The sequence below is a fragment of the Saccharothrix sp. BKS2 genome (assembly GCF_047689505.1).
GTDB classification, from domain to species: domain Bacteria; phylum Actinomycetota; class Actinomycetes; order Mycobacteriales; family Pseudonocardiaceae; genus Actinosynnema; species Actinosynnema lopnurensis.
This window is the reverse complement of sequence record NZ_JAUQOL010000008.1, coordinates 1-26,314: the sequence shown is the minus strand read 5'-3', so window position 1 is coordinate 26,314 and position 26,314 is coordinate 1. Positions and strand designations below refer to the sequence as shown.

Annotated in this window: 22 protein-coding genes; 18 read left to right on the top strand and 4 right to left on the bottom strand. The window is 73.5% G+C overall.

Going from position 1 to position 26,314, the window contains the following annotated elements:
- Window positions 1-422: 422 nt before the first annotated feature.
- Entirely contained in the window at window positions 423-764 is a 342-nt protein-coding gene (locus Q5530_RS18005) for a DUF1844 domain-containing protein (RefSeq protein ID WP_415363688.1), read from the bottom strand.
- A gap of 275 nt (window positions 765-1,039) precedes the next feature.
- On the opposite strand from Q5530_RS18005, the gene infC reads away from it, so the two are divergent.
- The 4 genes from infC to Q5530_RS17985 all read left to right on the top strand — a co-directional run bounded on the left by infC (window position 1,040) and on the right by Q5530_RS17985 (window position 3,246).
- Window positions 1,040-1,651 (top strand): translation initiation factor IF-3, encoded by a 612-nt coding sequence (infC, locus tag Q5530_RS18000; protein WP_415363686.1) that lies wholly within the window; start codon window positions 1,040-1,042, stop codon window positions 1,649-1,651.
- A 102-nt stretch (window positions 1,652-1,753) separates the two neighbouring features.
- On the top strand, window positions 1,754-1,948 hold the full coding sequence (rpmI, locus tag Q5530_RS17995; RefSeq protein WP_380634196.1) for a 50S ribosomal protein L35: 195 nt from the start codon (window positions 1,754-1,756) through the stop codon (window positions 1,946-1,948).
- A gap of 63 nt (window positions 1,949-2,011) precedes the next feature.
- Entirely contained in the window at window positions 2,012-2,401 is a 390-nt protein-coding gene (gene rplT, locus Q5530_RS17990; protein ID WP_380634198.1) for a 50S ribosomal protein L20, read from the top strand.
- Window positions 2,398-3,246 (top strand): TrmH family RNA methyltransferase, encoded by an 849-nt coding sequence (locus Q5530_RS17985; protein WP_415364181.1) that lies wholly within the window; start codon window positions 2,398-2,400, stop codon window positions 3,244-3,246. The genes rplT and Q5530_RS17985 overlap by 4 nt, the downstream gene beginning before the upstream one ends.
- Window positions 3,247-3,431: 185 nt before the next feature.
- Here the strand turns inward: Q5530_RS17985 and Q5530_RS17980 are convergent, their stop codons facing one another.
- Both Q5530_RS17980 and Q5530_RS17975 read right to left on the bottom strand, forming a co-directional pair.
- Complete coding sequence (locus Q5530_RS17980) at window positions 3,432-6,227, bottom strand: hypothetical protein (protein ID WP_415363684.1); 2,796 nt, start codon at window positions 6,225-6,227, stop codon at window positions 3,432-3,434.
- Window positions 6,224-7,978: an HSP90 family protein gene (locus Q5530_RS17975; RefSeq protein ID WP_415363682.1), complete on the bottom strand. Its 1,755-nt coding sequence runs from the start codon at window positions 7,976-7,978 to the stop codon at window positions 6,224-6,226. Before Q5530_RS17975 ends, Q5530_RS17980 begins: the two co-directional genes overlap by 4 nt.
- Before the next feature lie 318 nt (window positions 7,979-8,296).
- On the opposite strand from Q5530_RS17975, the gene pheS reads away from it, so the two are divergent.
- The 13 genes from pheS (at window position 8,297) to Q5530_RS17910 (ending at window position 23,569) form a co-directional block, all read left to right on the top strand.
- Window positions 8,297-9,370: a phenylalanine--tRNA ligase subunit alpha gene (gene pheS / locus Q5530_RS17970; RefSeq protein WP_380634202.1), complete on the top strand. Its 1,074-nt coding sequence runs from the start codon at window positions 8,297-8,299 to the stop codon at window positions 9,368-9,370.
- Between the two features lie 2 nt (window positions 9,371-9,372).
- Complete coding sequence (gene pheT, locus Q5530_RS17965) at window positions 9,373-11,850, top strand: phenylalanine--tRNA ligase subunit beta (RefSeq protein ID WP_415364180.1); 2,478 nt, start codon at window positions 9,373-9,375, stop codon at window positions 11,848-11,850.
- A 329-nt stretch (window positions 11,851-12,179) separates the two neighbouring features.
- A complete protein-coding gene (locus tag Q5530_RS17960) occupies window positions 12,180-12,677 on the top strand; it encodes a hypothetical protein (protein WP_415363681.1) in 498 nt (165 codons plus the stop codon).
- Window positions 12,678-12,797: 120 nt separating this feature from the next.
- Window positions 12,798-14,219, top strand: coding sequence for a Si-specific NAD(P)(+) transhydrogenase (gene sthA, locus Q5530_RS17955; protein WP_415363680.1), 1,422 nt, complete (start codon window positions 12,798-12,800; stop codon window positions 14,217-14,219).
- 138 nt (window positions 14,220-14,357) lie between these two features.
- Window positions 14,358-15,518, top strand: coding sequence for a cytochrome P450 (locus tag Q5530_RS17950; RefSeq protein ID WP_415363679.1), 1,161 nt, complete (start codon window positions 14,358-14,360; stop codon window positions 15,516-15,518).
- Window positions 15,519-15,592: 74 nt separating this feature from the next.
- Complete coding sequence (gene argC, locus Q5530_RS17945; RefSeq protein ID WP_415363677.1) at window positions 15,593-16,606, top strand: N-acetyl-gamma-glutamyl-phosphate reductase; 1,014 nt, start codon at window positions 15,593-15,595, stop codon at window positions 16,604-16,606.
- Entirely contained in the window at window positions 16,603-17,775 is a 1,173-nt protein-coding gene (gene argJ / locus Q5530_RS17940) for a bifunctional glutamate N-acetyltransferase/amino-acid acetyltransferase ArgJ (RefSeq protein ID WP_415363675.1), read from the top strand. The genes argC and argJ overlap by 4 nt, the downstream gene beginning before the upstream one ends.
- Window positions 17,772-18,647, top strand: a complete 876-nt coding sequence (gene argB, locus Q5530_RS17935; RefSeq protein ID WP_415363674.1) for an acetylglutamate kinase — start codon at window positions 17,772-17,774, stop codon at window positions 18,645-18,647. The genes argJ and argB overlap by 4 nt, the downstream gene beginning before the upstream one ends.
- Entirely contained in the window at window positions 18,644-19,810 is a 1,167-nt protein-coding gene (locus Q5530_RS17930) for an acetylornithine transaminase (RefSeq protein WP_415363673.1), read from the top strand. The genes argB and Q5530_RS17930 overlap by 4 nt, the downstream gene beginning before the upstream one ends.
- A 1-nt stretch (window position 19,811) precedes the next feature.
- The gene (gene argF / locus Q5530_RS17925; RefSeq protein WP_415363672.1) at window positions 19,812-20,738 is read left to right on the top strand and encodes an ornithine carbamoyltransferase; all 927 of its coding nucleotides are present in this window, start codon (window positions 19,812-19,814) and stop codon (window positions 20,736-20,738) included.
- A complete protein-coding gene (locus Q5530_RS17920; protein WP_380634219.1) occupies window positions 20,735-21,232 on the top strand; it encodes an arginine repressor in 498 nt (165 codons plus the stop codon). Before argF ends, Q5530_RS17920 begins: the two co-directional genes overlap by 4 nt.
- 389 nt (window positions 21,233-21,621) lie before the next feature.
- The gene (gene argH / locus Q5530_RS17915; protein ID WP_380634253.1) at window positions 21,622-22,965 is read left to right on the top strand and encodes an argininosuccinate lyase; all 1,344 of its coding nucleotides are present in this window, start codon (window positions 21,622-21,624) and stop codon (window positions 22,963-22,965) included.
- Window positions 22,949-23,569: a DNA-3-methyladenine glycosylase gene (locus Q5530_RS17910; RefSeq protein WP_415363671.1), complete on the top strand. Its 621-nt coding sequence runs from the start codon at window positions 22,949-22,951 to the stop codon at window positions 23,567-23,569. The genes argH and Q5530_RS17910 overlap by 17 nt, the downstream gene beginning before the upstream one ends.
- A 57-nt stretch (window positions 23,570-23,626) precedes the next feature.
- Here Q5530_RS17910 and Q5530_RS17905 read toward each other — a convergent pair whose 3' ends face one another.
- Window positions 23,627-24,148, bottom strand: a complete 522-nt coding sequence (locus Q5530_RS17905; protein ID WP_415363670.1) for an EF-hand domain-containing protein — start codon at window positions 24,146-24,148, stop codon at window positions 23,627-23,629.
- 383 nt (window positions 24,149-24,531) lie between these two features.
- On the opposite strand from Q5530_RS17905, the gene tyrS reads away from it, so the two are divergent.
- A complete protein-coding gene (gene tyrS, locus Q5530_RS17900; protein WP_415363668.1) occupies window positions 24,532-25,806 on the top strand; it encodes a tyrosine--tRNA ligase in 1,275 nt (424 codons plus the stop codon).
- Window positions 25,807-26,314 lie beyond the last annotated feature (508 nt).

Sequence of the window (26,314 nt, the reverse complement as noted above, 5' to 3'; positions counted from 1 at the left end):
GAGTCTTTTACCACCACGATGTAACTACCGGCCACCGCACCGGGTGCGCCGGCATCCCTGACCACCCCTTCGGCGGCCTGCGCCGGTGCCGCCACCAGCGTCAACGCCGCGGCCGTCACCACGGCCGCACCGATACCGATCACCCGTTTCCGGGGCGCGCGAAACTCTTCCATCGAACCCGTTCTCCCTCCAGCAGGGTAAGAGGCCAAGCAGTTCGCGCGAACTCCCCGACCCTATTCACCCCACCGCCCCGCACCCCACCTTTCCCGCACACCCACCTTCGGCCCCCCGCGCGAGTCGTACGTCCAGGACCACCGTGTCGTACGTTCAGGACGGGTGAGTTCAGCGTTCAGACAGCCAAACCTCCCCGGAGCACCTCGATCGGGTGATTCGGGGAGGTTCGGCGGAGGTCCGGCCGGAGGTCAGTAGACGGGGCCGGTGTACTTCTCGCCCGGCCCCTGGCCCGGTTCGTCGGGGTAGGCGGACGCCTCGCGGAAGGCCCGCTGGACCGACTGGAGGCCGTCGCGCATGGGGGCGGCGTGCGGGCCCAGGTACTCGGCGGACGCGGTGACCAGGCCGGCCAGGGCGGTGATCAGGCGGCGGGCTTCGTCGAGGTCGCGGCGCGGGCTCGACGCCGGGTCCTCGTCCGCCAGCCCGAGGCGCTCGGCGGCCGAGGACAGCAGCATGACCGCGGCCTTGCTGATCACCTCGACGCTGGGGACGTCGGACAGCTCGCGGACGTTGTTCGGAGGCAGGTCGGTCACGGGCCCATTCTCGCAACCCCGCCGCGGGACTCGCCGGTTCGGGGGTTGACAAGACGGTCTGCTACCATCTTTCGAGCGACCAGTCCCCACCCGTGTGGGGACGGCAAGTGGAGCCCCGCTCCCACCCGCGTCCGCCGCTTCGAGCAGGTGGCCGGGTCCGGTCCTGCGAGGGGTGGACTGCGCCCTTCGTTGTGCGATCGGTCGGAAGCGGGCCTCACACCGGGCAGGTGTGGGGCCTCTTGTCTTCGGCGCACAACGAGTTACAAAGGACGTGAATGACAAGTCCCTCGAACCGAGGTGTTCCCGTGAGCACCGAGCCGCGCATCAACGACCGCATCCGCGTGCCCGAGGTTCGACTGGTCGGGCCGAACGGCGAGCAGGTCGGGATCGTTCGCATCGAGGACGCCCTCCGACTCGCCCAGGAATCGGATCTCGACCTCGTCGAGGTCGCCGCGCAGGCTCGGCCGCCGGTTTGCAAGCTCATGGACTACGGCAAGTACAAGTACGAGAGCGCGCAGAAGGCCCGTGAGTCGCGCCGCAACCAGCAGTTGACGGTCATCAAGGAGCAGAAGCTCCGCCCGAAGATCGACCCGCACGACTACCTGACGAAGAAGGGCCACGTGGCCCGCTTCCTGTCGCACGGGAACAAGGTCAAGGTGACCATCATGTTCCGCGGCCGTGAGCAGTCCCGGCCGGAGCTGGGCTACCGACTGCTGCAGAAGCTCGCGGAAGACGTCGCGGAGCTGGGGTTCGTCGAGTCCAACCCGAAGCAGGACGGCCGCAACATGATCATGGTGCTGGCCCCCCACAAGACCACGAAGACGCGCCCGGTGAAGCAGGACGCCCAGGCGGAGCAGGACGCCCAGGCGGACTCCGTCGAGGAGTGATCTCCCGGCCCTCGGGCCGGTGACCTCCCGGGCCCCTCGCCGGGCCCGGGAGCAAACACGGCCGCCGCCACCCCGGTGGCTGCACGAGACCAAGGACGACAAATGCCCAAGAACAAGAGCCACAGCGGGACCTCCAAGCGCGTGAAGGTCACCGGCAGCGGCAAGCTGATCCGCGAGAAGGCCGGCAAGCGCCACCTGCTGGAGAAGAAGTCCAGCAAGCTGACCCGCCGCCTCTCCGGGACGACCGACGTCGCCAAGAACGACGCGTCGCGCATCAAGAAGCTGCTGGGCATCTGACACCCGCCTCCCCCCGTGAACACCGGGGCCTGACCGGCCCCACGAGATCGACAGGATGGACCCGTGGCACGCGTCAAAAGGGCCGTGAACGCCCAGAAGAAGCGCCGTACCACCCTTGAGCTCGCCAGCGGCTACCGCGGCCAGCGTTCGAGGCTGTACCGCAAGGCCAAGGAGCAGGTGCTCCACTCGCTCAACTACGCCTACCGGGACCGTCGCGCCCGCAAGGGTGACTTCCGGAAGCTGTGGATCCAGCGCATCAACGCGGGTGTCCGGGCCAACGGCATGACCTACAACCGCTTCATCCAGGGTCTGCGCCTCGCGGGCATCGAGGTGGACCGCAAGATCCTGGCCGACCTGGCCGTCAACGACGCGGGTGCGTTCACCGCGCTGGTGGAGGCCGCCAAGGCCGCCCTGCCCAGCGACGTCAACGCGCCGCTCGAGGACAAGGGCTGAGCGGGAACGACCGCGCGCCACGACCCGGGGATGCTCCGTTCACCGAACGGACTCCCCGGGTCGTTGCCGCTAAGCGGTTGACCAGGCGTTCCGGTCGCGACCGCGCGGAGCGCTTCCTCGCCGAGGGCGCGCAGGCGGTGCGCGAGGCCCTGGCCTGGGCCGCCGCCGGGCGCGGTCGGGTGCACGAGTTGTTCGTCACGGACGCCGCGGCGGCGCGCAACCCCTCGCTGGTGCGGGACGCGGTCGACGCCGGGGTGCCGGTGAGCGCGGTGACGGACCGGGCGGCCGCCGCGCTGTCGGAGACGGTGACCCCGCAGGGCGTCGTCGCGGTGTGCTCGCCGGTGGACGTGCCGCTGGCGGTGGCGCTGGGTGACGGCGCGCGGTTGGTGGCGGTGCTGCACGGGGTGGCGGACCCCGGCAACGCGGGCACGGTGGTGCGCGTCGCGGACGCGGCCGGCGCCGACGCGGTGATCTTCGCGGGGGACGCGGTCGACCCCCACAACGGCAAGTGCGTGCGCGCGTCCACGGGCAGTGTGTTCCACCTGCCGATCGCGCGGGCGCGGGACGCGGGGGAAGCCTTCGCCGCCCTGCGCGGGGCCGGGTTGCGCCTGGTCGCCGCGGACGGGTACGCGCCGGAGGACCTGGTGACCGCCGACCTGCGCGGTGACCTGGCCGCGCCCACGGCGTGGGTGTTCGGCAGCGAGGCCCACGGCCTGCCCGACGACGTGGTCGACAGCCTGGACGCCGCGCTGAAGGTCCCGATCTACGGCGGCGCGGAGAGCCTGAACCTCGCCACGGCGGCGGCGGTCTGCCTGTACGCCTCGGCTCGCGCCCAACGTGCCTGAACGTAGAACTCAGGGGTCCTGAACGTTCGACACGGTGGTCCTGAACGTTCGACTCGCGGGGTCTGAACGTACGACACGACCGGTCTGGGCGTACGACTCGCGGGGTCTGGGCGTACGACTCGCGCGGTTTGGGTGTGTGACCTGCGGGGAGGTGGGTGGGGAGTGGGGCCCACCTCCCCTGCGGGTCAGGCGTTCAGGCGGGTGTGGAGGGCTCGGAGCAGGGGGTCCGCGGTGGTGGGCTTGGACTGGGTGCGCAGGGCTTCCTCCAGGATCGCGGCCGCGTCGCCGAGGATCTGGGGCGGGGTGTCGTCGGTGATGAGGGTGCCCGCTCGGCGGGCCTCGGCCTCGGCGTTGGCCGGGTCGCCCGACTGGAGGAGGAAGCGCGCGCCGCGCACCACCAGGAACGCCTGCCAGTCGGCGTCGCCCAGGCGGGCCGCCAGTTCCTCGGCCACGCCGTTCTGCTCGACCGCCTCCGCGTGCTCGCCCGCCTGGCTGTGCAGGAACGCCCGGATCGCGGCGATGCGCGCGGTCAGGTGGGTGCGGTGGTCCGGGTCCTCCACCTGCGGCAGCAGGACCTCGGCGGCGGTCAGGGTGGCGGCGCACTCGCCCGCCTCCTCGTCGGGCAGCGCGGCCGCCGCCTCGACCAGCGAGCCCGCGGCCTCGGCGAACTCCTCGACCTCCTGCCAGGCGGTCGCCGCGCCCTGGTAGGCCGAGGCGGCCTCCGGGCCCCGGTCCAGCCGCCGCAGCACGCCGGCCAGCTGGTCCAGCACCATCGCCCGCCGGCCCGGCTCGTCCGGCTGGACCAGGCCCAGCGCGGTCTCCAGGTGGCGGCGCGCCGACTCGGTCTCGTCCAGCCGCGCGCACACCTGGCCCAGGCGGTAGCGGATGGGCACGACCACGTCCGGGTCGACCTCGTCCGTGTCGATCGCGCGGACCGCCTCCTCCAGCGCCTCCGCGGCCTCCACGAACCGGCCCGACTTCAGGTAGCCGCCGGCCAGCGCGTAGCACGCCTTGGCCACGTCGTCCGGCACGCCCAGCTCGTGGCCCGCGGCGACCGCGTCGCGCAGCTCCACCAGGTGCTCGGCCTCCAGGTCCAGCCGCTGGATCGAGGCCGCCCGCTGCCGGTGCGCCTCGGCCGTCCACGGCCCGCGCGGCGTGCCGAACGCCTCCACGAACCGCGTGCCCGTCGCGAGCGCGGCCTCGTCGCCCCGCACGGTCTGGATCTTCAGCAGCAGCCGCAGCGCGTCGAACCGCACGGACGAGGACGGGTCCTCGGCCAGCACGGCGGTCACCTCGGCCTGCGCCTCGTCCAGCTCGCCGGAGGCCGCCAGGTGCTGCGCCCGGTCGCACCGCGCCCGGGACACCAGCTCCGGCACCTGCGCCCGCGCCAGCTCCAGCGCCTCGACCGCCAGCTCGACCGGCTGCTCCTCGTCCTCGTCGACCTCGGCCAGCAGGTCGGCCAGCAGCAGCCTGGTCAGCACCCGCGTGTACGGGGTGCCGGTGGCGTCCGCCTCGGCCAGGCACGTGCGCGCCAGCCCGACGCCGCCCTCCTCGGCGCGCAGCACGGCCCCCCGCGCCCGGTACCGGTTGGCCAGGTCGTGCTCGCCGCACGCGGCCAGCCGGTCGACCGCCGCGTCCAGCTCGACCAGCACCTCCTCCCTGGGCAGGGTGTGGCCGCCGACGATCGCCCGCCGGGCCGCCACCAGCGCGCCCAGCGACTCCGGCAGCAGCGGGTCGAGGTCCGGCGGCAGCGAGCGCAGCAGCCGCATCCCGGCGGTGAACTCGCCCCGGTCGAACGCGTCGCACATCCGCCGCGCCAGCTCCACCGGGTCGCCGAGCTCCACCGGCTCCTCGTCGGACAGGGCGGGCACGGGCGTCCGCGAGGCGGCCGGCACCACCAGCGGCACCGGCGCCGTGTCGGGCGTGGCCAGGGTCTCCCGGACGCGCCGGGTCACCGCGTCGGAGCCGTTGCGCCGGTCGAACCGGGCCGCGATCTCCAGCGCCCGCGCCTCCAGCAGCGCGCGCAGCTCGGGCGCGGTCAGCACCTCGGCGCGCCCGTCCACCGGTACGGCGAACTCCTCGTCCCCCGGCACCCGGCTCAGCAGCAGCGCCGCGCCGGCGGCGAAGTGCATGGCCCGCGACGGGCTGGTCGAGTGGTGCACCCGGTGCAGGTGGCCGCGCAGCAGGTCCACGCCCCGCCGCACGTTGTCCGAGGTCGCGCAGAACACCAGGTGGTCGTCGAGGTAGCCGCCCACCAGGTCGTCGCGCACCAGCCGGTGCGCCACCACGTGCGCCTGCCGGGCCCGCTCCAGGTCGCCCAGCGCGACGAACGCGGGCGTCAGCGTGGTCAGGATGCCCTGCGGCTGGGTGGCGCAGCCGGTCTCCCGGTCCAGCTGGTGCTCGGCGTGCGCGACCGCCTCGGCGAGGCGGCCCTGCCGGATCAGGTGCCCGGCCTGCTCCTCGACGACGCACGCCTCGCAGTCGCTCATCGGGCCGCGCTCGGCCGCGAGGTAGCGCGCGAAGTGCTCCCGGTACGCCTCGTCGTCGCCGGTGTGCGAGGCCAGCTCGGCGCGGGCGCCGTGCACGGGCTGCGCCGAGTACCCGAGCCGCTGGTAGCGGGACGCGAGCTGGTCGACGAACGAGCCGATCTGCGCCAGCGTGAACCTCGGGTCGGCGAGCAGGCCGGACACGATCCACTTGTGCGCCCAGTCGAAGCTGTGCAGCTCCCACTCGTCGAAGGAGGTCGGGTCGCGCTGCTCCGCCGTGCCGCACCACGCGAACGGCGCCAGCATCAGGTCGTAGCGGCCGAGGTCGTAGGCGGAGCGGATCAGCGCGATCCGGCAGCTCACCCCCAGCGGTAGGTGGTCCGCGGCGTCGGCGGCGCGGGCCGCGCGCTCCAGCGCCTCGTGCCTCGGCATCCCCTCGGGCATGTGGTACGCCTCGACGAACTGCCGTTCGGCGGCGCCCTTGTCCTGGCTCATCGGTCTTCTCCCACGGCGCGGTCCAGCAGTTCCAGGAACGAGCGGTTCAGCGCCGCGGTGTCCTTCGGGCGCATCGGTCGGCGCGCCTGGAGCAGGGCGTGCACGTACAGCGATTCGACGGTCAGCTCCACCAGCGCCGGGTCGTTGAGCTGCGTCAGCCGCCGCACCAGCGGGTTGCGGCAGTTGAGCACCAGCCGCTGCGCGGCGTCCGAGGAGGGCTCGGCCAGGCTGCCCAGCAGCTCCGCCCACAGCGGGTCGGCGTCCTCGCCCGTCTGCTTGGCGTCGCGCCTGCGCTCCGCCTCGACGTTGGTGACCAGCAGCGCCGGCAGCGAACCCGGGTCGAAGTCGCGCGGCACGGCCTCGCAGTCGTGCCGCTCCAGGACCTCGCGGGCCTGGTCGAGGCGGGTCCGCAGGGCGCGGTCCAGCTCCGGGTCCGGGTCGTCGAGCGCGGCCAGCACCTCGCCCGGCGCCACCCGGCGGGCGGCGGTCGGCCCGTCCAGGGCGACCAGCCGCTCCATGATCTCCACGTCGTAGGCGTAGCCCGCGTCGACCAGGCCCATGCCCTGCGCGTGCGCGACCGGCGCGAGCTGCCGGAACTCGTCCACGTCCGGCACGTAGGCGACCGTGCCGTGCCGGCGGCGGAACTGGCGCAGCGACTGGGGCCCGTCGGTGGTCTCGAACGGCAGCCACCGCTCGACCAGCCGCAGCATGTCGTCGTCCACCCTGGCCAGGGACTTGATGCCCAGGTGGTGCGCGTCGAGCAGGGCCCGGGTGCGCTCGGGGCTGGTCGCGTCCAGCCGGACCAGCCAGTCCCGGACCTGGCGGCCCAGCTCCTCGCGCACCGCGAGCAGCGTCTCGTCCTGGTAGAGCGACTCGCGGCTGGCCGTGGGGCGCAGCGACGTCGAGTCGACCACGCAGCGCACGAAGTACGCCCACTCCGGCAGCAGGCCCTCGATGGCGTCGCCGACGAGCATCCGCTTGAGGTAGACGCGGTGGGACTGCCGCGCGCCGGGGTGCACGCCGCGCGGCAGCACGTAGGCGACGCCGCGCAGGCCGACCGCGGGCACCTCGACCGGGATCGCGTCGAACGGCGCCACGCCCAGCACGCGCTCGCCGTAGGCCGCGGCGTCGTCGAGCCAGGGCAGCTCGCCGAGCGTGACGACCTCGTGGTCGATCCGCACGGTCACCGGCAGCAGCTCGCCGTACTCGGTGACCAGGGCGCGCACCACGTCCTTCTCCAGCCAGTGCTCGGAGTCGCGGTGCGGCACGAGTTCGATGGTGGTGCCGACCTCGGCGCGCGCCGAGTCGTCGACCTCCACCTCGTAGCTGCCCGTCGCGTCCGCGGTCCAGCGCACCGCGGGCCCGCCGCGCGCCGACCGGCTGGTGAGGCTGATGCGCTCGGCGACCAGGAACGCGGACAGCAGCCCGACGCCGAACTGGCCGAGGAAGCCCTGGCGGGCGAAGCCCAGGTCGTCGCGCTTGGACGTGCGGCCCAGCGTGGAGAGCAGGTCGTGCACTTCGCGCTCGGTCAGGCCGATGCCGGTGTCGGAGATGCGGAGGGTGCCGCCGGCGGACTCGATCGGCTCGATCACCACCTCGCCGGGCGCGTCCGGCTGGAGCGCGCGGCGGGCGGTGATGGCGTCCACCGCGTTCTGGAGCAGCTCGCGGGCGTAGACGCGCGGGCTGCTGTAGAGGTGGTGGCTGAGCAGGTCGATGATCCCGCGCAGGTCGACACCGAAGGTGTGGGCCATGGAGTGGAGTTCACCTCGGGTCAGGTACGTGGGACGAACGATTCTAGGGTCGGTCTGGCGGCTGGTGACCCGGTTTTGTGCTGATCGCTCGCCGGTGTCCTGCGCGCGGTGATCAGACTGCCACGGCGCACCGACAGTTCCGGCTCGGTCCGGTTGCGATCCGGGATCGCGGGCGACGCGGCCGCCGGGGGCGCGCGGGCGGGACCTCCTCGTCCCCGCCGCGACCCGACCGGGCGGCGGTGACGGGTGGTGGCGCCCGATCACCTAGGATCGACCCGCTAACCACCTGTTGTCCGTGACGGGAGCTGTCCACCAACCATGTCCGGAGCCAACGACCCCTACGACCCGAAGCAGGTCGCGGCGCTCTCCCCGGAAGCGCTCGGCACGGCGGTCGAGCAGGCTCGGGAGGCGTTCGCCAAGGCGGCCGACCTCGACGAGCTCGCCGCCGTGAAGCCGAGCCACCTGGGCGACCGCTCGCCGGTGCTGCTGGCGCGCCGCGAGATCGGCGCGCTGCCGCCCGCGGCGAAGGCCGACGCGGGCAAGCGGGTCAACCAGGCCCAGCAAGAGGTCAAGCAGGCGTTCGACGAGCGCCGCGCCGAACTCCAGGTGGAGCGCGACGAGCGCGTCCTCCGCGAGGAGGCCGTCGACGTCACCCTGCCGTGGGACCGCGTCCCGCGCGGCGCGCGCCACCCCATGAGCACGCTGGCCGAGCGCATCTCGGACGTCTTCGTGGCCATGGGCTGGGAGGTCGCCGAGGGCCCCGAGGTCGAGGCCGAGTGGTTCAACTTCGACGCGTTGAACTTCGGCAAGGACCACCCCGCCCGGACCATGCAGGACACCTTCTACGTGGCCCCCGCCGACTCCGGCCTGGTCCTGCGCACGCACACCAGCCCGGTCCAGGCGCGCAGCATGCTGGACCCGGACCGCGGGCTGCCCGTCTACGTGGTCTGCCCGGGTCGGACGTTCCGGACCGACGAGCTGGACGCCACCCACACCCCGGTCTTCCACCAGGTCGAGGGCCTGGCCGTGGACCGGGGGCTGACCATGGCGCACCTCAAGGGCACGCTCGACGCGTTCGCCCGCGCCATGTTCGGCGAGGACTCCCGCACCCGGCTGCGCCCGAGCTTCTTCCCCTTCACCGAGCCGTCCGCCGAGGTGGACGTGTGGTTCCCGGAGAAGAAGGGCGGCGCGGGCTGGGTCGAGTGGGGCGGCTGCGGCATGGTCAACCCGAACGTGCTGCGCAACTGCGGCATCGACCCGGACACCTACTCCGGCTTCGCGTTCGGCATGGGCCTGGAGCGCACCCTCCAGTTCCGCAACGGCCTGCCCGACATGCGCGACATGGTCGAGGGCGACGTCCGCTTCACCCAGCCCTTCGGAACGGAGGCATGACGGTGCGCATCCCGGTCACCTGGCTGGTCGAGAACCTGGAGTTCGCCGAGACCCCGACGCCGGGGCAGCTCGCCGACGCCTTCGTGCGGATCGGCCTGGAGGTCGAGGACGTCCACGAGCTCAACGGCGTGACCGGCCCGCTGGTCGCGGGCCGCGTGGTCGAGATCGAGGAGCTCACCGAGTTCAAGAAGCCGATCCGCTACTGCCGGGTGGAGGTCGGCCCGGACCAGGTCAACGGCATCGTCTGCGGCGCGTCGAACTTCCGCGAGGGTGACACGGTCGTGGTGGCCCTGCCGGGCGCGGTGCTGCCCGGGGACTTCGCCATCGCCGCCCGCAAGACCTACGGCCGGACGAGCGAGGGCATGATCTGCTCGGCCCGCGAGCTGGGCCTGGGCGACGACCACCTCGGCATCATGGTGCTGCCCAGCGGCACCGCGCAGCCCGGTGACGACGCGGTCGAGCTGCTGGGCCTGGGCGACACCGTCATCGAGGTCGCCCCCACCCCGGACCGCGGCTACGCGTTCTCCGTGCGCGGCCTGGCCCGCGAGCTGGCGTGCGCGTTCGACGTGCCGTTCCGCGACCCCGGCCTGGCCGAGATCCCCGAGGCCGAGGGCGAGGAGATCGCCGTCTCGGTCGAGGACGCCGCCGCGTGCCCGCGCTTCACCGCGCGCCGGGTGACCGGCGTCGACCCGACCGCGCCCACCCCCTGGTGGATGCGCCGCAGGCTGATGCTCGCGGGCATCCGCTCGATCTCGCTGCCGGTCGACATCACCAACTACGTGATGCTGGAGCTGGGGCAGCCGCTGCACGCGTTCGACGGCTCCGCCGTGCGGGGCGACCTGGTGGTGCGGCGCGCGCGGCCCGGCGAGAAGCTGACCACGCTGGACGAGCAGGTCCGCGAGCTGGACCCGGACGACATCGTGATCGCCGACGACAGCGGCGTGATCTCGCTGGCTGGCGTCATGGGCGGGGCGAGCACCGAGGTCCAGCCCGACAGCTCGGACATCCTGCTGGAGGCGGCGAACTGGGACCCGGCCTCCATCGCCCGCACGGTGCGCCGCCACAAGCTGCCCAGCGAGGCGGCCAAGCGGTTCGAGCGCACCGTGGACCCGGCGCTGGCGCCGGTGGCGCTGGAGCGCGCCGCCCGGCTGCTGGACATGTTCGGCGAGGGCGCCATCCGGCCCGGCCGCACGGACGTGGGCGGCGTCGCGCAGCCGGCGCCGGTGTCGATGCCGATCAACCTGCCCGACCGGGTCGCCGGGGTGAACTACGCGCGCGGCGTGACCGCGCGGCGGCTGGGCCAGATCGGCTGCCAGGTCGAGGTCGGCACCGGGGACGACGGCGCGACCATGGTCACCGCGGTGCCGCCGACCTGGCGCGCGGACCTCACCCAGCCCGCTGACCTGGTCGAGGAGGTGCTGCGGCTGGAGGGCTACGACACGATCCCGTCGGTGCTGCCGCCCGCGCCGGCCGGTCGCGGCCTGACCGAGCAGCAGCGCCGCCGCCGCACGGTCGCGCGCGCGCTGGCCGAGCAGGGCTTCGTCGAGGTCAAGCCGTTCCCGTTCCTCTCGCCCGCGATCTTCGACGCGCTGGGCCTGCCGGCGGGCGACGTGCGGCGGACGACGGTGAGCGTGCTCAACCCGCTGGAGGCGGAGAAGCACGCGCTGGCCACCACGCTGGTCCCGGGGCTGCTGGAGACCGTGCAGCGGAACCTGGCCCGCGGTCAGCGGGACCTCGCGGTCTACGCGGTGGCGCAGGTGACGCTGCCGCGCGCACAGCCGGTGCCGATGCCGGTGGTCGAGGTGGGCGCGCGGCCCTCCGAGGCGGAGCTGGCCTCGCTCCGGGCGGCGCTGCCGCACCAGCCGGTGCACGTGGCGGCCGTGCTGGCGGGCCACCGCGAGCAGCCGGGCTGGTGGGGCAAGGGCCGGCCGGCCGACTGGGCGGACGCGGTGCAGGCCGCGCGGCTGGTCGGCCAGGCGTACGGGGTGGAGCTGAGCGTGGTCGCCTCCGACCTGGCGCCGTGGCACCCGGGCCGGTGCGCCGAGCTGCGGGTCGGCGACTGGCCGGTGGGCCACGCCGGCGAACTTCACCCGAAGGTGGTGGAGGCGCTGGGCCTGCCGAAGCGGACCTCGGCGTTCGAGCTGGACCTGGACGCGCTGCCGCTGTCCGACCACCGGCCCGCGCCGGTCGTGTCGGCCTACCCGCCGGTGCTGCTGGACGTGGCGGTGGTGGTCGGCGCGGACGTGCCCGCCGCGCGGGTGGAGCGGGTGCTGCGCACGGGCGGCGGCGAGCTGCTGGAGGACATCCGGCTGTTCGACGTCTACACCGGCGGTCAGGTGGGCGAGGGCAAGCGGTCGCTGGCGTACTCCTTGCGCTTCCGCGCGCCGGACCGCACGCTGACCGTGGACGAGGCGACGGCGGCGCGCGACGCGGCCGTGGCCGCGGCGGCCGAGCGCTTCGGCGCGGTGCTGAGAGGCTGACGCGAGGGCCCCGGAGCCGCACTGGTGCGGCTCCGGGCTGCTCCGGTGCGGCTCCGGGTCTGGTCCGGCCGGGTGAACTCCGGTGGGACCGGCAGGGGGAGAAAGTGCAGTTCAGACTGCGTCAAGTGACGTGTCAAGAGGCCCAAAGACCCCTATTTCCGGGCCGGCTTGGTCCTTGCGCGGATGTTGAACGTTCTCCAAGATTGGTTCCGCGGCCCGCTGGGCCGAGGGGCGAAGCGATGAACCGCCGGGCGAGTCTGGTCGCCGGTCCGACGGGGAGCTAGCGGCGAACCCACCGCCTGGTGCAGCAATCCTAGTGAGGTTGCCTCATGCGCAGTTTGGGTCCGCGGATGGAGATCGCCGTCGCCTCGACGATCCTCGGGGTCGGGGCGGCCGTCGTCGCCGCCATGCACCTGACCTGGCCGGAACCCGACCTGCCCGCGATGGCGTACTCGGTGAGCAACGCCGAGGCCGGGGTGGCGGGCCTGGAGTCGTTCGGCATCGACGACGTCTCGGGCGCGGCGGTGGAGCTGACGCCGGGTGGCGAGGGCGCGCGGCTGGTGCGGCTGTCCAACCCCAACACCGTCGACATCGTGGTGCTGAGCCTGGAGGCCGAGCCGGGGCAGCCGCTGGACGAGGCGCACAACCGGGTGCCGGGCTGCCCGTCCGGGGTGCTGACCGTGGTGCCGATGCCCGAGCCGGTGCTCATCCCGCCCGCCGGGTCGGTCGACGTGGAGATGGTCGTGCAGATCGCGCAGGACGTGCCGGACGCGTGCACCGACCTGGTCTTCCCGCTGACCTACTCGGGTCGCGCCGCCCGGGGCTGACCGGGTGACGGCCCGAGCCGGCCGGCGCCGGCTTCTCCCGGCCCTGGTGAGCGCACGCAACCCGGCGGGTCGACGCCCGCGGCGGCACGCGTGCCCGGTTCGTGTGCGAGGCTTCCGGGCATGAGCGCGTACGACTACGACCTGCTCGTCATCGGGTCCGGCCCGGGTGGGCAGAAGGCCGCCATCGCGGGCGCGAAGCTGGGCAAGAAGGTCGCGATCGTGGACCGGGACGACATGGTGGGCGGCGTGTGCCTGAACACCGGCACCATCCCGTCCAAGACCCTGCGTGAAGCCGTCATGTACCTGACCGGCATGAGCCAGCGCGAGCTGTACGGCGCCAGCTACCGGGTCAAGCAGGACATCACGATCTCCGACCTGCTGGCCCGCACCCGGCACGTGATCGGCCGCGAGGTCCAGGTCGTGCGCGCGCAGCTGCACCGCAACCAGGTCGACCTGCTCACCGGCACGGCCCGGTTCGTCGACCCGCACTCGGTCGCGATCGAGGGCGCGAACCGCGGCGAGCACCACGTGGTGACCGCGGACAAGGTCGTGGTCGCGGTCGGCACCCGGCCCGCGCGCCCGGACCAGGTGGACTTCGACGAGGTCCGGGTGCTCGACTCCGACGAGGTGCTGTCGCTGGAGGAGATCCCGTCGTCGCTGGTGGTGGTCGGCGCGGGGGTGATCGGCATCGAGTACGCGTCGATGTTCGCCGCGCTCGGCACCAGGGTGACCGTGGTCGAGCAGCGGGAGCGGATGCTCGACTTCTGCGACCCGGAGATCGTCGAGTCGCTGAAGTTCCACCTGCGCGACCAGGCGGTGACCTTCCGGTTCGGGGAGAAGGTCGTCACCGTCGACGTGTCCGAGACCGGCACGGTGACGACGCTGGCCAGCGGCAAGCGCATCCCGGCGGCCGCGGTGATGTACTCGGCGGGCCGGCAGGGCAACACCGAGGCGCTGGACCTGGCCAAGGCGGGCCTGGAGGCCGACCGGCGCGGCCGGCTCCAGGTCGACGAGCACTACCGCACGCCCGTCGAGCACATCTACGCGGTGGGCGACGTGATCGGCTTCCCGGCGCTGGCCGCCACGTCGATGGACCAGGGCCGGCTCGCGGCCTACCACGCGTTCGGCGAGGAGGCCCGCGAGCTGACCGGGCTCCAGCCGATCGGCATCTACACCATCCCCGAGATCTCCTACTGCGGCGCGACGGAGGCCGAGCTGACCTCGTCGGCGGTGCCGTACGAGGTGGGGCTGGCCCGGTACCGGGAGCTGGCGCGGGGGTCGATCGTGGGCGACGCCTACGGGATGCTCAAGCTGCTGGTGTCCACTGTGGACCGCAAGCTGCTCGGCGTGCACCTGTTCGGCACCGGGGCGACCGACCTGGTGCACATCGGGCAGGCGGTGATGGCGTGCGGCGGCACCGTGGACTACCTGGTGGACACCGTCTTCAACTACCCGACGCTGTCGGAGGCGTACAAGGTGGCCGCGCTGGACGCGACGAACAAGATCCGCGCGCTCCAGCGGTTCGGCGGGACCGGCGCCTAGGCACGCGGGCCGGGCGCGACGGGCGCGCCCGCGCGTTCACCGCGAGTAGCACGGGGCGGCCGGGATCTCACCTGGGCGAAGCTGCCGCGTCACCCCCGCGGCCGGCTACGGTCCTCCCAGGACCCCCGGGAGGCCGCCATGCCGACACCGCCCCTGCACATGCGACGAGCCGGGTTCGACCCCGTGCCGGAACTCTCGGCGCTGCGGGACGGGGACGTCCGGCTGGTGGACCTGCCGCAGGGCGACCGGGTGTGGCTGGTCACCCGGATCGCGGACGTGCGCGAGGTGCTGGGCGACCCGCGCCGGTTCGGCAACTCGGCCCACCACGTCGTGCCGGGCGCGCCCGCGCTGTCCGAGGAGGAGCTGGCCGCGGTGCGGCCGGGCAACCCGCTGGCGTTCGACCCGCCCGAGCACACCCGGCTGCGCCGGCTGGTGGCCGGCGAGTTCACCGGCCGCCGGATGCGGGCGCTGGAGCCGTGGGTCCACGAGGTGGTGCGCGACCGGCTCGACGCGCTGGAGCGCGCCGGGTCGCCCGCCGACGTGGTGGCGGGCTTCGCGCTGCCGGTCCCGTCGCTGGTGATCTGCGAGCTGCTGGGGGTGCCCTACGCCGACCGGGACGCCTTCCAGGACCGCTACACCCGCTTCTTCGACATCTCCCTGCCGCCCGAGCGGCGACTGGCCATCGCGCTGGAGTCCCGCGCCTACCTGGCCGAGCTGGCCGACCGGGCGAGGTCCGCGCCGGGGGACGACCTGCTCGGCGCGCTGGTCCGTTCCGACCTGCGGGAGGAGGAGGTGGTCGGCCTGGTCGACCTGCTGCTGCTGGCGGGGCACGAGACCACGGCGAACATGCTCTCCCTCGGCGTGGCGGTGCTGCTGGCGCACCCCGACCGGCGGGCGGCGCTGCTGGCCGCGCCGGAGAACGCGGTGGAGGAGCTGCTGCGCTGGCTGACCGTCGTGCACACCGGGGTGCCGCGGGTGGTCACCGCCGAGGTCGAGCTGGGCGGCCGGGTCCTGGCACCGGGCGACCTCGTGGTCTGCTCGCTGCCCGCGGCCAACCGCGACCCGGACCTGGTGGCCGACCCGGACGAACTGGACCTGGCGCGCGGGGCGGGCAGCCACGTGGCGTTCGGGCACGGCGTGCACCACTGCCTGGGCGCGCCCCTGGCGCGGATGGAGATGCGCGTCGCGTTCACGGCGCTGCTGACCCGGTTCCCGGGGCTGCGCGTGGTGTCGCCCGAGCTGCGCTTCCGGGACGAGCAGGTCGTCTACGGGCTGGAGGAACTGCTCGTGGCGTGGTGACGGACCCATGACGGACCCATGTCGGGGCGAATACATGTTTGAGTGACGATGCACTAGCGTGCATACTTATCCGCATGACGTTGCGGATCGCGGTAGCCGGGGCCAGTGGCTACGCCGGGGGCGAAGTCCTGCGGCTCCTGCTGGGCCACCCCGAGGTGGAGATCGGCGCGCTGACCGCCGGTGGGAACGCGGGTACCCGCCTGCTGGCCCACCAACCCCACCTCCTGCCCCTGGCCGACCGGGTGCTCACCGAGACCACGGCCGCCGAGCTGGCCGGTCACGACGTCGTCTTCCTGGCGCTCCCGCACGGCCACTCGGCCGAGCTCGCCGCGCAACTCGGCGACGACGTGCTGGTCGTCGACTGCGGCGCCGACCACCGGCTCACCGACCCGGCCGCCTGGGAGCGCTGGTACGGCGGCGAGCACGCGGGCAGCTGGCCCTACGGCCTGCCCGAGCTGCCCGGCCGGCGCGACGAGCTCCGCGGCGCCCGGCGCGTCGCCGTCCCCGGCTGCTACCCGACCGTCTCCTCCCTGGCCCTCGCCCCCGCGATGGGCCTGGTCGAGCCCGAGGTCACCGTGGTCGCCGTCTCCGGCACCTCCGGCGCGGGCAAGTCGCTCAAGCCCGGCCTGCTCGGCTCGGAGGTGATGGGCTCGCTGAGCGCCTACGGCGTCGGCGGCGCCCACCGGCACACCCCGGAGATCACCCAGAACCTCTCCGCGGTCGCGGGCCGCGAGGTCAGGGTCTCCTTCACCCCCGTCCTGGCCCCGCTGCCCCGCGGCATCCTGGCCACCTGCTCGGCCACCCTCACCTCCGGCGAGGACGTCCGCGCCGCCTACGAGCGGGCCTACGCGGACGAGCCGTTCGTGCACCTGCTGCCCGAGGGCCACTGGCCCACCACGGGCGCGGTGCTCGGCTCCAACGCCGTCCAGCTCCAGGTCACCGTCGACCGCGACCTGAACCGGCTCGTGGTGGTCGCGGCGATCGACAACCTGGCGAAGGGCACCGCGGGCGCGGCGGTGCAGTGCATGAACCTGGCGCTCGGCCTGCCGGAGACCACCGGCCTGTCCACCGTGGGAGTAGCTCCGTGAACCGCAACAGAGGCGTCACCGGCCCGAAGGGCTTCCGAGCCGCCGGCGTCGCGGCCGGCATCAAGGACTCCGGCGCGCTCGACCTCGCGCTGGTCGTCAACACCGGACCCGGCCAGGCCGCGGCCGGCGTGTTCACCACCAACCAGGTCAAGGCCGCGCCCGTGCTGTGGTCGCAGCAGGTGCTCCGGGAGCGCCGGCTGCACGCCGTGGTGCTCAACTCCGGCGGCGCGAACGCGTGCACCGGTCCCGAGGGCTTCCAGGACACCCACGCCACCGCCGAGAAGGTCGCGGAGGTGCTCGGCGTCGGCGCGGTCGAGGTCGCCGTCTGCTCCACCGGCCTGATCGGCGAGCGCCTGCCCATGGACTCCCTCAGGGCGGGCGTGGAGAAGGCCGCCCAGGAGCTGGCCGACACCGACCGGGCCGGACTGGACGCCGCCACCGCCGTGATGACCACCGACACCCGTCCCAAGCAGTCGTGGCGGGAGCACCCGGACGGCTGGTCCGTCGGCGGCTTCGTCAAGGGCGCCGGGATGCTGTCGCCGAACATGGCCACCATGCTCAGCGTCATCACCACCGACGCGGTGCTGGACGGCGACGCGCTGGACGCGGCCCTGCGGCGGGTCACCGCCCGCACCTACGACCGGCTCGACGTGGACGGCGGCACGTCCACCAACGACACCGTCCTGCTGCTGGCCTCCGGCGCCTCGGGCGCCACCCCGGACCCCGAGGAGTTCGCGGGCGTCCTCGAAGCCGTCGCGCACGACCTGGTCAAGCAGCTCCAGGGCGACGCCGAGGGCATGACCAAGCAGGTCTCGATCACCGTCACCGGCGCGCTCACCGAGGCCGAGGCGGTCGAGGTCGCCAAGACCGTCGCCGAGGACAACCTGGTCAAGACCGCGCTGTTCGGCTCCGACCCCAACTGGGGCCGCGTCGCGATGGCCGTCGGCCGCTCGCGGGCAACCGTCGACCAGCACAAACTGGGGATCACCATGAACGGCGCCACCCTGTTCGCCGACGGCCACAAGGCCGCCGACCGGAGCGAGGCCGACCTGTCCGGCGTCGACGTCGAGATCCTGGTCGAGCTCAACCTCGGCGACGGCGCGGCGACCGTGCTCACCACCGACCTGTCCCACGGTTACGTCGAAGAGAACAGCGCGTACAGCTCATGACCGACCCCCGGGCCAAAGCGGAGGTCCTCATCGAGGCGCTGCCCTGGTTGCAGCGCTTCCGGGGCGCGGTCGTGGTCGTCAAGTACGGCGGCAACGCCATGGTCGACGACGGGCTGAAGCGCGCGTTCGCGCAGGACGTGGTGTTCCTCAAGCTCGCCGGCCTGCACCCGGTCGTGGTGCACGGCGGCGGGCCGCAGATCGCGGCCATGCTCGCGCGGCTGGGCATCGAGAGCGAGTTCCGCGGCGGCCTGCGCGTCACCACGCCCGAGGCCATGGACGTGGTCCGCATGGTCCTGGTCGGCCAGGTGCAGCGCGAGCTGGTCGGCCTGGTCAACGAGCACGGCCCGTACGCGGTGGGCCTGTCCGGCGAGGACGCCCGCCTGCTCACCGCGGCCCGCCGGCCGGCCGTCGTGGACGGCGAGCCGGTCGACATCGGCCTGGTCGGCGACATCGTCGGGGTCAACCCGGACGTGGTGCTCGACCTCGTCCGAGCTGGCCGCGTCCCGGTGATCTCCTCCGTCGCCCCGGACGCGGACGGCGTGGTGCACAACGTCAACGCCGACACCGCGGCGGGCGCGGTGGCGGTCGCGCTGAAGGCCGAGAAGCTGGTGGTCCTCACCGACGTGGAGGGCCTCTACGCGGACTGGCCGGACCGGGGCTCCCTGCTGCGCCGGGTCCACGCCGGGCGGCTGGAGGAGATGCTGCCCGACCTGGACAGCGGGATGGTGCCGAAGATGGAGGCGTGCCTGCGCGCGGTGCGCGGCGGCGTGCCCGAGGCGCACGTGATCGACGGGCGGCAGGCCCACTCGGTGTTGCTGGAGGTCTTCACCTCCGACGGTGTCGGAACGACGGTCCTGGGGGACGAGGCATGAGCGAGCACCAGCAGCGGTGGCGGGCCGCGATGATGGACAACTACGGCACACCCGGGCTCGCGCTCGTCCGCGGCGAGGGCGCGCACGTCTGGGACGCCGACGGCAACCGCTACCTCGACCTGCTCACCGGCATCGCGGTCAACGCCCTCGGCCACGCCCACCCGGCCGTCGTCGCCGCGGTGACCGCGCAGATCGCCAAGATCGGCCACACCTCCAACCTCTACATCAACGAGCCCGCGCTGGCGCTCGCCGAGCGGCTGCTCGACCTGGCCGGCGTGGACGGCGACGGCCGGGTGCTGTTCTGCAACTCCGGCGCCGAGGCCAACGAGGCCGCGTTCAAGCTCAGCCGCCGCACCGGCCGCACCAGGGTCGTCGCCACCGAGGGCGGGTTCCACGGCCGCACCATGGGCGCGCTGGCGCTGACCGGCCAACCCGCCAAGCGGGAGCCGTTCGAGCCGCTGGTGCCGGGCGTCGCGCACATCCCGTTCGGCGACGTGGCCGCCCTGGAGGCCGCGATCGACGACGAGACCGCCGCGTTCGTGGTCGAGCCCATCCAGGGCGAGAACGGCGTGGTCGTGCCCCCCGAGGGCTACCTGGAGGCGGCGCGGCGGATCACCGCCGAGCACGGCGCCCTGCTGGTGCTCGACGAGGTGCAGACCGGTGTCGGCAGGCTGGGCACCTGGTTCGCCTTCCACCAGGCCGGGATCGTGCCGGACGTGATCACCCTGGCCAAGGGCCTGGGCGGCGGCCTGCCGCTGGGCGCGTGCATCGCGGTCGGCCCGGCCAAGGACCTGTTCGCGCCCGGCCAGCACGGCACCACCTTCGGCGGCAACCCGGTGTGCTGCGCCGCCGCGCTCGCCGTGCTCGACACGATCGCCGCCGACGGCCTGCTGGAGCACGCCGCCGCGGTCGGCAAGGAGATCGCGACGGGCGTCGAGCACCTGAACCACCCGCTCATCTCCGGTGTGCGGGGCGCCGGCCTGCTGCTCGGGATCACGCTGCGCGAGGCGGTCTCGGCGAAGGCCGCGGCGGCCGCGCAGCGGGCCGGCTTCTTGATCAACCCCATCCAGCCGGACGTCCTCCGGCTGGCCCCGCCCCTGGTGCTCGACGAGGCCGACGCGCACCGCGTGGTCGACGGGCTCCCGACCTGGCTGGAGTCCTGACGTGGTCCGGCACTTCCTGCGCGACGACGACCTCACCCCCGCCGAGCAGGCCGAGGTCCTGGACCTGGCCGACACGTTCAAGGCAGACCGGCTGGGCGCCAAGCCGCTGGCCGGGCCCAAGTCGGTGGCGGTGATCTTCGAGAAGAACTCCACCCGCACCAGGCTGTCGTTCGAGGTGGGCATCACCCAGCTCGGCGGCCACCCGGTGATCATCGACGGCCGGTCCATGCAGCTGGGCCGGGAGGAGACCATAGAGGACACCTCCCGCATCCTGTCCGGCTACGTGGACGCGGTGGTGTGGCGGACCTTCGCCCAGAAGCGCATGGAGGCGATGGCCTCGGTGTCCCGCGTGCCGGTGATCAACGCGCTGACCGACGAGTTCCACCCCTGCCAGGTGCTGGCCGACCTCCAGACGATCCGGCTGCGGCACGGCGGCCTCGCCGGCCTCACCGTCACCTACCTGGGCGACGGCGCGAACAACATGGCGAACTCGATCCTGCTCGGCGGGACCACCGCGGGCATGAACGTCCGCATCGCCGCCCCCGAGCACTTCGTCCCGCAGCCGTGGGCGCTGGAGGCCGCCTCGAAGCGCGCCGCGGAGACCGGCGGCAGCGTGTCGGTGGTGGTCGACCCGCGCGCGGCCGTGGACGGCGCGGACGTGCTGGTCACCGACACCTGGACGTCGATGGGCCAGGAGAACGACGGCCGCGACCGCGTCGGCCCGTTCCGGCCCTACCAGGTCAACCGGGAGCTGGTGGCGTCCACCGGCGTGCGCACGACCGTGCTGCACTGCCTGCCCGCGCACCGCGGCTGGGAGATCACCGACGAGGTGCTCGACGGCCCGGACAGCGCGGTCTGGGACGAGGCCGAGAACCGCCTGCACGCCCAGAAGGCCCTGCTGGTGTGGTTGCTGGAGCGCTCGCGGTGACCCGGACCGCGCGGCAGGCCCGCATCGTCGAGCTGATCTCCCAGCGCGCCGTCCGCAGCCAGTCCGAACTGGCGAAGACGCTGGCGGTGGAGGGCATCGAGGTCACCCAGGCCACGCTGTCGCGCGACCTGGACGAGCTCGGCGCGGTGAAGCTGCGCGGTCCCGACGGCGGCGCGCCCGTCTACGTCATCCCCGAGGACGGCAGCCCGGTGCGCGGCGTGCAGGGCGGCACCACCCGCCTGGTGCGGGTGCTCGGCGAGCTGCTGGTGTCGGTGGACCACTCCGGCAACCTCGCCGTCCTGCGCACGCCACCCGGCGCGGCCCAGTTCCTGGCCAGCGCGCTGGACCGGGCGGCGCTGCACGACATCGTCGGCACCATCGCCGGCGACGACACCATCCTCGCCGTGGCGAGGGAACCGCTCACCGGGGCGGACCTGGCGGCCCGCGTGACCGCGCTGGCCGCGGGGGAGCAGCCGGACGACGACCAGGGCTGAGCGGACCGGTCCGGGGCGGCCCAGACGGGGGGCGGACCGGACCGGACCGGGGTGGGGTGGGGCGGGGCGGCCAGACGGGGCGGACCGGAGCAGACCGGACCGGACCGGGCAGGGCGGGCCACACCAGGGCGGGGCGGCCCAGACCCAGGGCGGCCCAGACCCGGGGCGGCCCGGTCCGGCGCGCCACCGCCGCCCGCGCCCGGTCGGGTGCCGCCGGCGCCGCGCCCCGGCCGGTCGTGGTACGACTGGCCCCCACCACCCGACGAGGGCGGTACCCGGGCCGACCGAGGGCCCCACCGAGGGCCCACCGAGCAAGATCGCAGCGAAGAGGATTTGACCAAGTGAGTTCTTTGTGGGGCGGGCGGTTCGCCGGTGGACCGGCGGAGGCGATGGCGCGGCTGTCGCTGTCCACGCACTTCGACTGGCGACTCGCCCCCTACGACATCAGGGGCTCCCGCGCGCACGCCCGCGTCCTGCACGACGCCGGCCTGCTGACCGCGGACGAGCTGACGCGGATGCTGGCCGCGCTCGACGCCCTGGAGACCGACGTCGCCTCCGGCGCGTTCACCCCCGAACTGGCCGACGAGGACGTGCACACCGCGCTCGAACGCGGCCTGATCGACCGGGCCGGGCCCGAGCTGGGCGGCAAGCTGCGCGCCGGCCGCTCCCGCAACGACCAGGTGGCGACGCTGTTCCGGATGTGGCTGCGCGACGCCGCCCACCGCGTCGCCGACGGCGTGCTGGACGTGGTGGACGCGCTGGCCGGCCAGGCCGCCGACCACCCGACCGCGGTCATGCCCGGCCGCACGCACCTCCAGTCCGCGCAGCCAGTGCTGCTCGCGCACCACCTGCTGGCCCACGGCCAGGCCCTGCTGCGCGACGTGGACCGGCTCCGCGACTGGGACAAGCGGGCCGCCGTGTCGCCCTACGGCTCCGGCGCGCTGGCCGGCTCGTCGCTGGGCCTGGACCCGGGCAAGGTCGCCGCGGAGCTGGGCTTCGACGGCCCGGTGGAGAACTCGATCGACGGCACCGCGTCCCGCGACTTCGCCGCCGAGATGGCGTTCGTGCTGGCCATGATCGGCGTGGACCTGTCCCGGATCGCCGAGGAGGTGATCATCTGGACCACCGCCGAGTTCCGCTTCGCGGTGCTCGACGACGCCTGGGCCACCGGCAGCTCGATCATGCCGCAGAAGAAGAACCCCGACGTGGCCGAGCTGACCCGCGGCAAGTCCGGCCGGCTGATCGGCAACCTCACCGGCCTGCTGGCGACGCTGAAGGCCCAGCCGCTGGCCTACAACCGGGACCTCCAGGAGGACAAGGAGCCCCTGTTCGACTCGGTCGAGCAGCTGGAGCTGCTGCTCCCGGCCCTGACCGGCATGATCGCCACGATGCGGTTCGACACCGACCGCCTGGCCGAGCTGGCGCCCGCCGGGTTCACCCTGGCCACCGACATCGCCGAGTGGCTGGTGCGGCAGGGCGTGCCGTTCCGGGTCGCCCACGAGGCCGCGGGCGAGTGCGTCCGCGCCGCCGAGACCCGGGGCGTCGGCCTGGACGAGCTCACCGACGAGGAGTTCGCCGCGATCTCGCCCGCGCTCACGCCCGAGGTGCGCGACGTGCTGACCGTGGAGGGCTCCATCGCCTCCCGCGACGCCCACGGCGGCACCGCACCCGACCGCGTCGCCGAGCAGCTCAAGCGGCTGCGGGACCGGGTGTCCGTTGCCCGGCGCGCCTAGGCGGCTCACCGAGGCGGAGCTGGCCGTCGACCCGGTCGACGCCGCCCGGCTCCTGCTCGGCTGCGTCGTCGAGGCCACCCGGCCAGACGGCGTGGTGGGCGTGCGGATCGTGGAGGTGGAGGCGTACCGGGGCGGCGACGACCCGGCCTCCCACTGCTACCGCGGGCGGACCCCGCGCAACGACGTCATGTTCGGGCCCGCGGGGCGGCTCTACGTGTACTTCGTCTACGGGATGCACTTCTGCGCCAACGTCGTGTCGCTCACCGACGGGGTGCCCGGCGCGGTGCTGCTGCGCGCGGGCGAGGTGGTCACCGGCGTCGGGCTCGCGCGGGCCCGACGCCCGGCCGCGCGCAGCGACGCGGAGCTGGCCAAGGGCCCGGCCCGGCTGACCGGTGTGCTCGGCCTGACCCGCGAGGACAACGGGCTCGACCTGACCGCGGCCGACTCGTCCGTGCGGCTGCTGGCGGGCGACCCCGTGGACCCAGACGAGATCCGCACCGGGCCGCGCGTGGGCGTGGCCGTCGCGGTGGACGTGCCGTGGCGCTTCTGGGTGGACTCGCCCGCGGTCAGCTCCTACCGCCGCGGCACCCGCCGCACCCGCTGACCAGGTCCTCCCGCCCCGGAGCCGGTCTGGTCCGGCTCCGGGGCGGGAGGACGACCGTCAGAGTTCGCCGAACACGTAGGTGCCGGGTGCGTCCTCGTCGTCCCCGGCCCAGAACTCCACCCAGTGGCTGACGAACTCGGACTTCGAGATCCACCCGTCGCCGTCCAGGTCGAGGCGGGTGAACCCGACGTCGGTCGGCGCGTCGTTCCCCGTCCACGCGTGGATCAGGCGGGCGTACTCCGCCGCCGACACCCGCCCGTCGCCGTCCTGGTCCACCGCCTCGAACATCGACTCGGCGGTGGCCACCACGAAGTCCAGCATGGTGCCCAGGTTGTCGACCGCGGCGAGCACCTCCTCCAGCGTGAGCTTCTGGTCGCGGTTCTCGTCGGACGCCGCGTGCAGCGCGTCCCACCAGCTCATCATGATCTCGCGCAACCGGTCCGCCCCGTCCCCGTCCCGGACGGCCGCCCACCGGTCGGTCAGCGCCTCGAAGTCCGCGCGCTCCAGGAAACCGTCGCCGTTCACGTCCATCGCGGTGAACACGATGGAGGTCTTCTTCCGCTGCAAGTCGCTGGCCACGCAAGCCAACTTGGTCGGGGAAGCCGGGAAGGACAATTGACCAGCCGGGGCAAACCTGTGTGCGTGCGAGTGAACGCCGCCGTGACGGTCGGTAGTGCCAGGCCGGGGGAGCGGGGGAGCGGGCCGCGTCGAGGGGCGTTGATCGACCGCCGGACCGCCCGGCGCCCCCGCCCGCCGCACTGCCCGGCCCACCGCTTGCCGCCCCGCCCTGCGCTACTCCCCTCCCTGCCCCGCCCCACTCGCCCGCCGCCCTGCCCTGCCGCCCCACTCAGCCCGCCGCCTGGCCCGCCGCCCGCCACACCACCTGCGGCCCCACCCGGCCCCCCACCCCCCGTCCGCAGGCCCTCGTTCGCCGGCCTGAGCAGGTGCGGGACAATGGCCCCGTGAGCGAGCACATCCTCGACGAGCTGTCCTGGCGCGGCCTGATCGCGCAGTCCACCGACCTCGACGCACTCCGGGAGGACCTGGCCTCCGGCCCGCTCACCCTCTATGCCGGCTTCGACCCGTCCGCGCCCAGCCTCCACGCCGGCAACCTCGTCCCGCTGCTCATGCTGCGCCGCTTCCAGCGCGCCGGGCACCGGCCGATCGTCCTCGCGGGCGGCGCCACCGGCATGATCGGCGACCCGCGCGACGTCGGCGAGCGCACCCTCAACTCCGAGGACACGGTCAAGGACTGGGTCGGCCGCATCCGGGGCCAGCTGGAGCGGTTCGTCGAGTTCGACGACGGCCCGACCGGCGCGGTCATCGTCAACAACCTCGACTGGACCGGCGACATGCCGGTGCTGGAGTTCCTCCGGGACGTCGGCAAGCACTTCTCGGTCAACGTCATGCTCGCGCGCGAGACGGTCAAGCGCCGGCTCGACGGCGACGGCATGTCGTACACCGAGTTCAGCTACCTGCTCCTCCAGTCCCACGACTACCTGCGGCTCCACCGCGAGTACGGCACCCGGCTCCAGGTGGGCGGCTCCGACCAGTGGGGCAACCTGGTCGGCGGCGTCGACCTGATCCGCAAGGTCGAGGGCCGCTCGGTGCACGCCCTGACCGCGCCCCTGGTCACCGACGCCGAGGGCCGCAAGTTCGGCAAGTCCACCGGCGGCGGCAACGTGTGGCTCGACCCCGCGATGACCTCGCCGTACGCCTGGTACCAGTACTTCGTCAACGTGGGCGACGCCGACGTGGTCCGGTACCTGCGGATGTTCACCTTCCTGACCCGGGAGGAGATCGCCGAGCTGGAGCGGCAGACCACCGAGGCGCCGCACCTGCGGGCCGCGCAGAAGAAGCTGGCCGAGGAGTTCACCAACCTGGTGCACGGCGAGCACGAGACGCGCCAGGTGATCGCGGCGAGCCAGGCCCTGTTCGGCCGGGGGGAGCTGCGCGAGCTGGACGCCTCGACGCTGGCCGCCGCGATGGCCGAGGTGCCCACCGGCGAGGTGAGCCCGGCCGAGGAGCCGACCATCGTCGACCTGCTGATCACCTCCGGGCTCGTGGACAGCAAGGGGGCGGCGCGGCGCACCGTCAAGGAGGGCGGCGCGTACGTGAACAACGTGAAGGTCACCGACGAGGAGTGGCGTCCCGCCCCGGAGGACCTGCTGCACGGCGAGTGGCTGGTGGTCCGGCGGGGCAAGCGCAACACCGCCGGGGTGCGGGTGCGCTCCTGACGCGCTGACCTGCGCAAGAGGCTCGTCGACGGCCGCCGGTCCCCCGAGGACCGGCGGCCGTCGTCATCTTCTGGTGTGATCGCGGTCACATTGTTGCGCGGGAAGGGGGTCCGATAGCGTGGGGTGCAGTGCTGCACGGGCTGCTGACCTGCGGTTTCGGTCCGTGGAGCGGTGCTGTGCCCCCGATTTGACCCTGCCTTCCCCTGCGTGTAACTTTCTCCATGTCAGCGCGGAACGGGCCGGGAAGCCGGAACGGAGTGCGGCAGGTCACGAACCAAGCTCCCGCCGAGTGTGGTAGAGTGGGTGACCTTGAAGCGGAAGACCCAGTTGCGGCCCTGAAGGGCCTTGCGACCAGGGCGTCTGGTTTCACACAAGCTTTGAATGAATCACAAGCCTCCGAGCGAGCCGCGTGAAGCGGTGCGTGACGATGTGCGCGTGTTCTTTGAGAACTCAACAGCGTGCCGAATAGCCAGTAAATTTATGATCCTCGTCAAGAGGATTCCTTTGA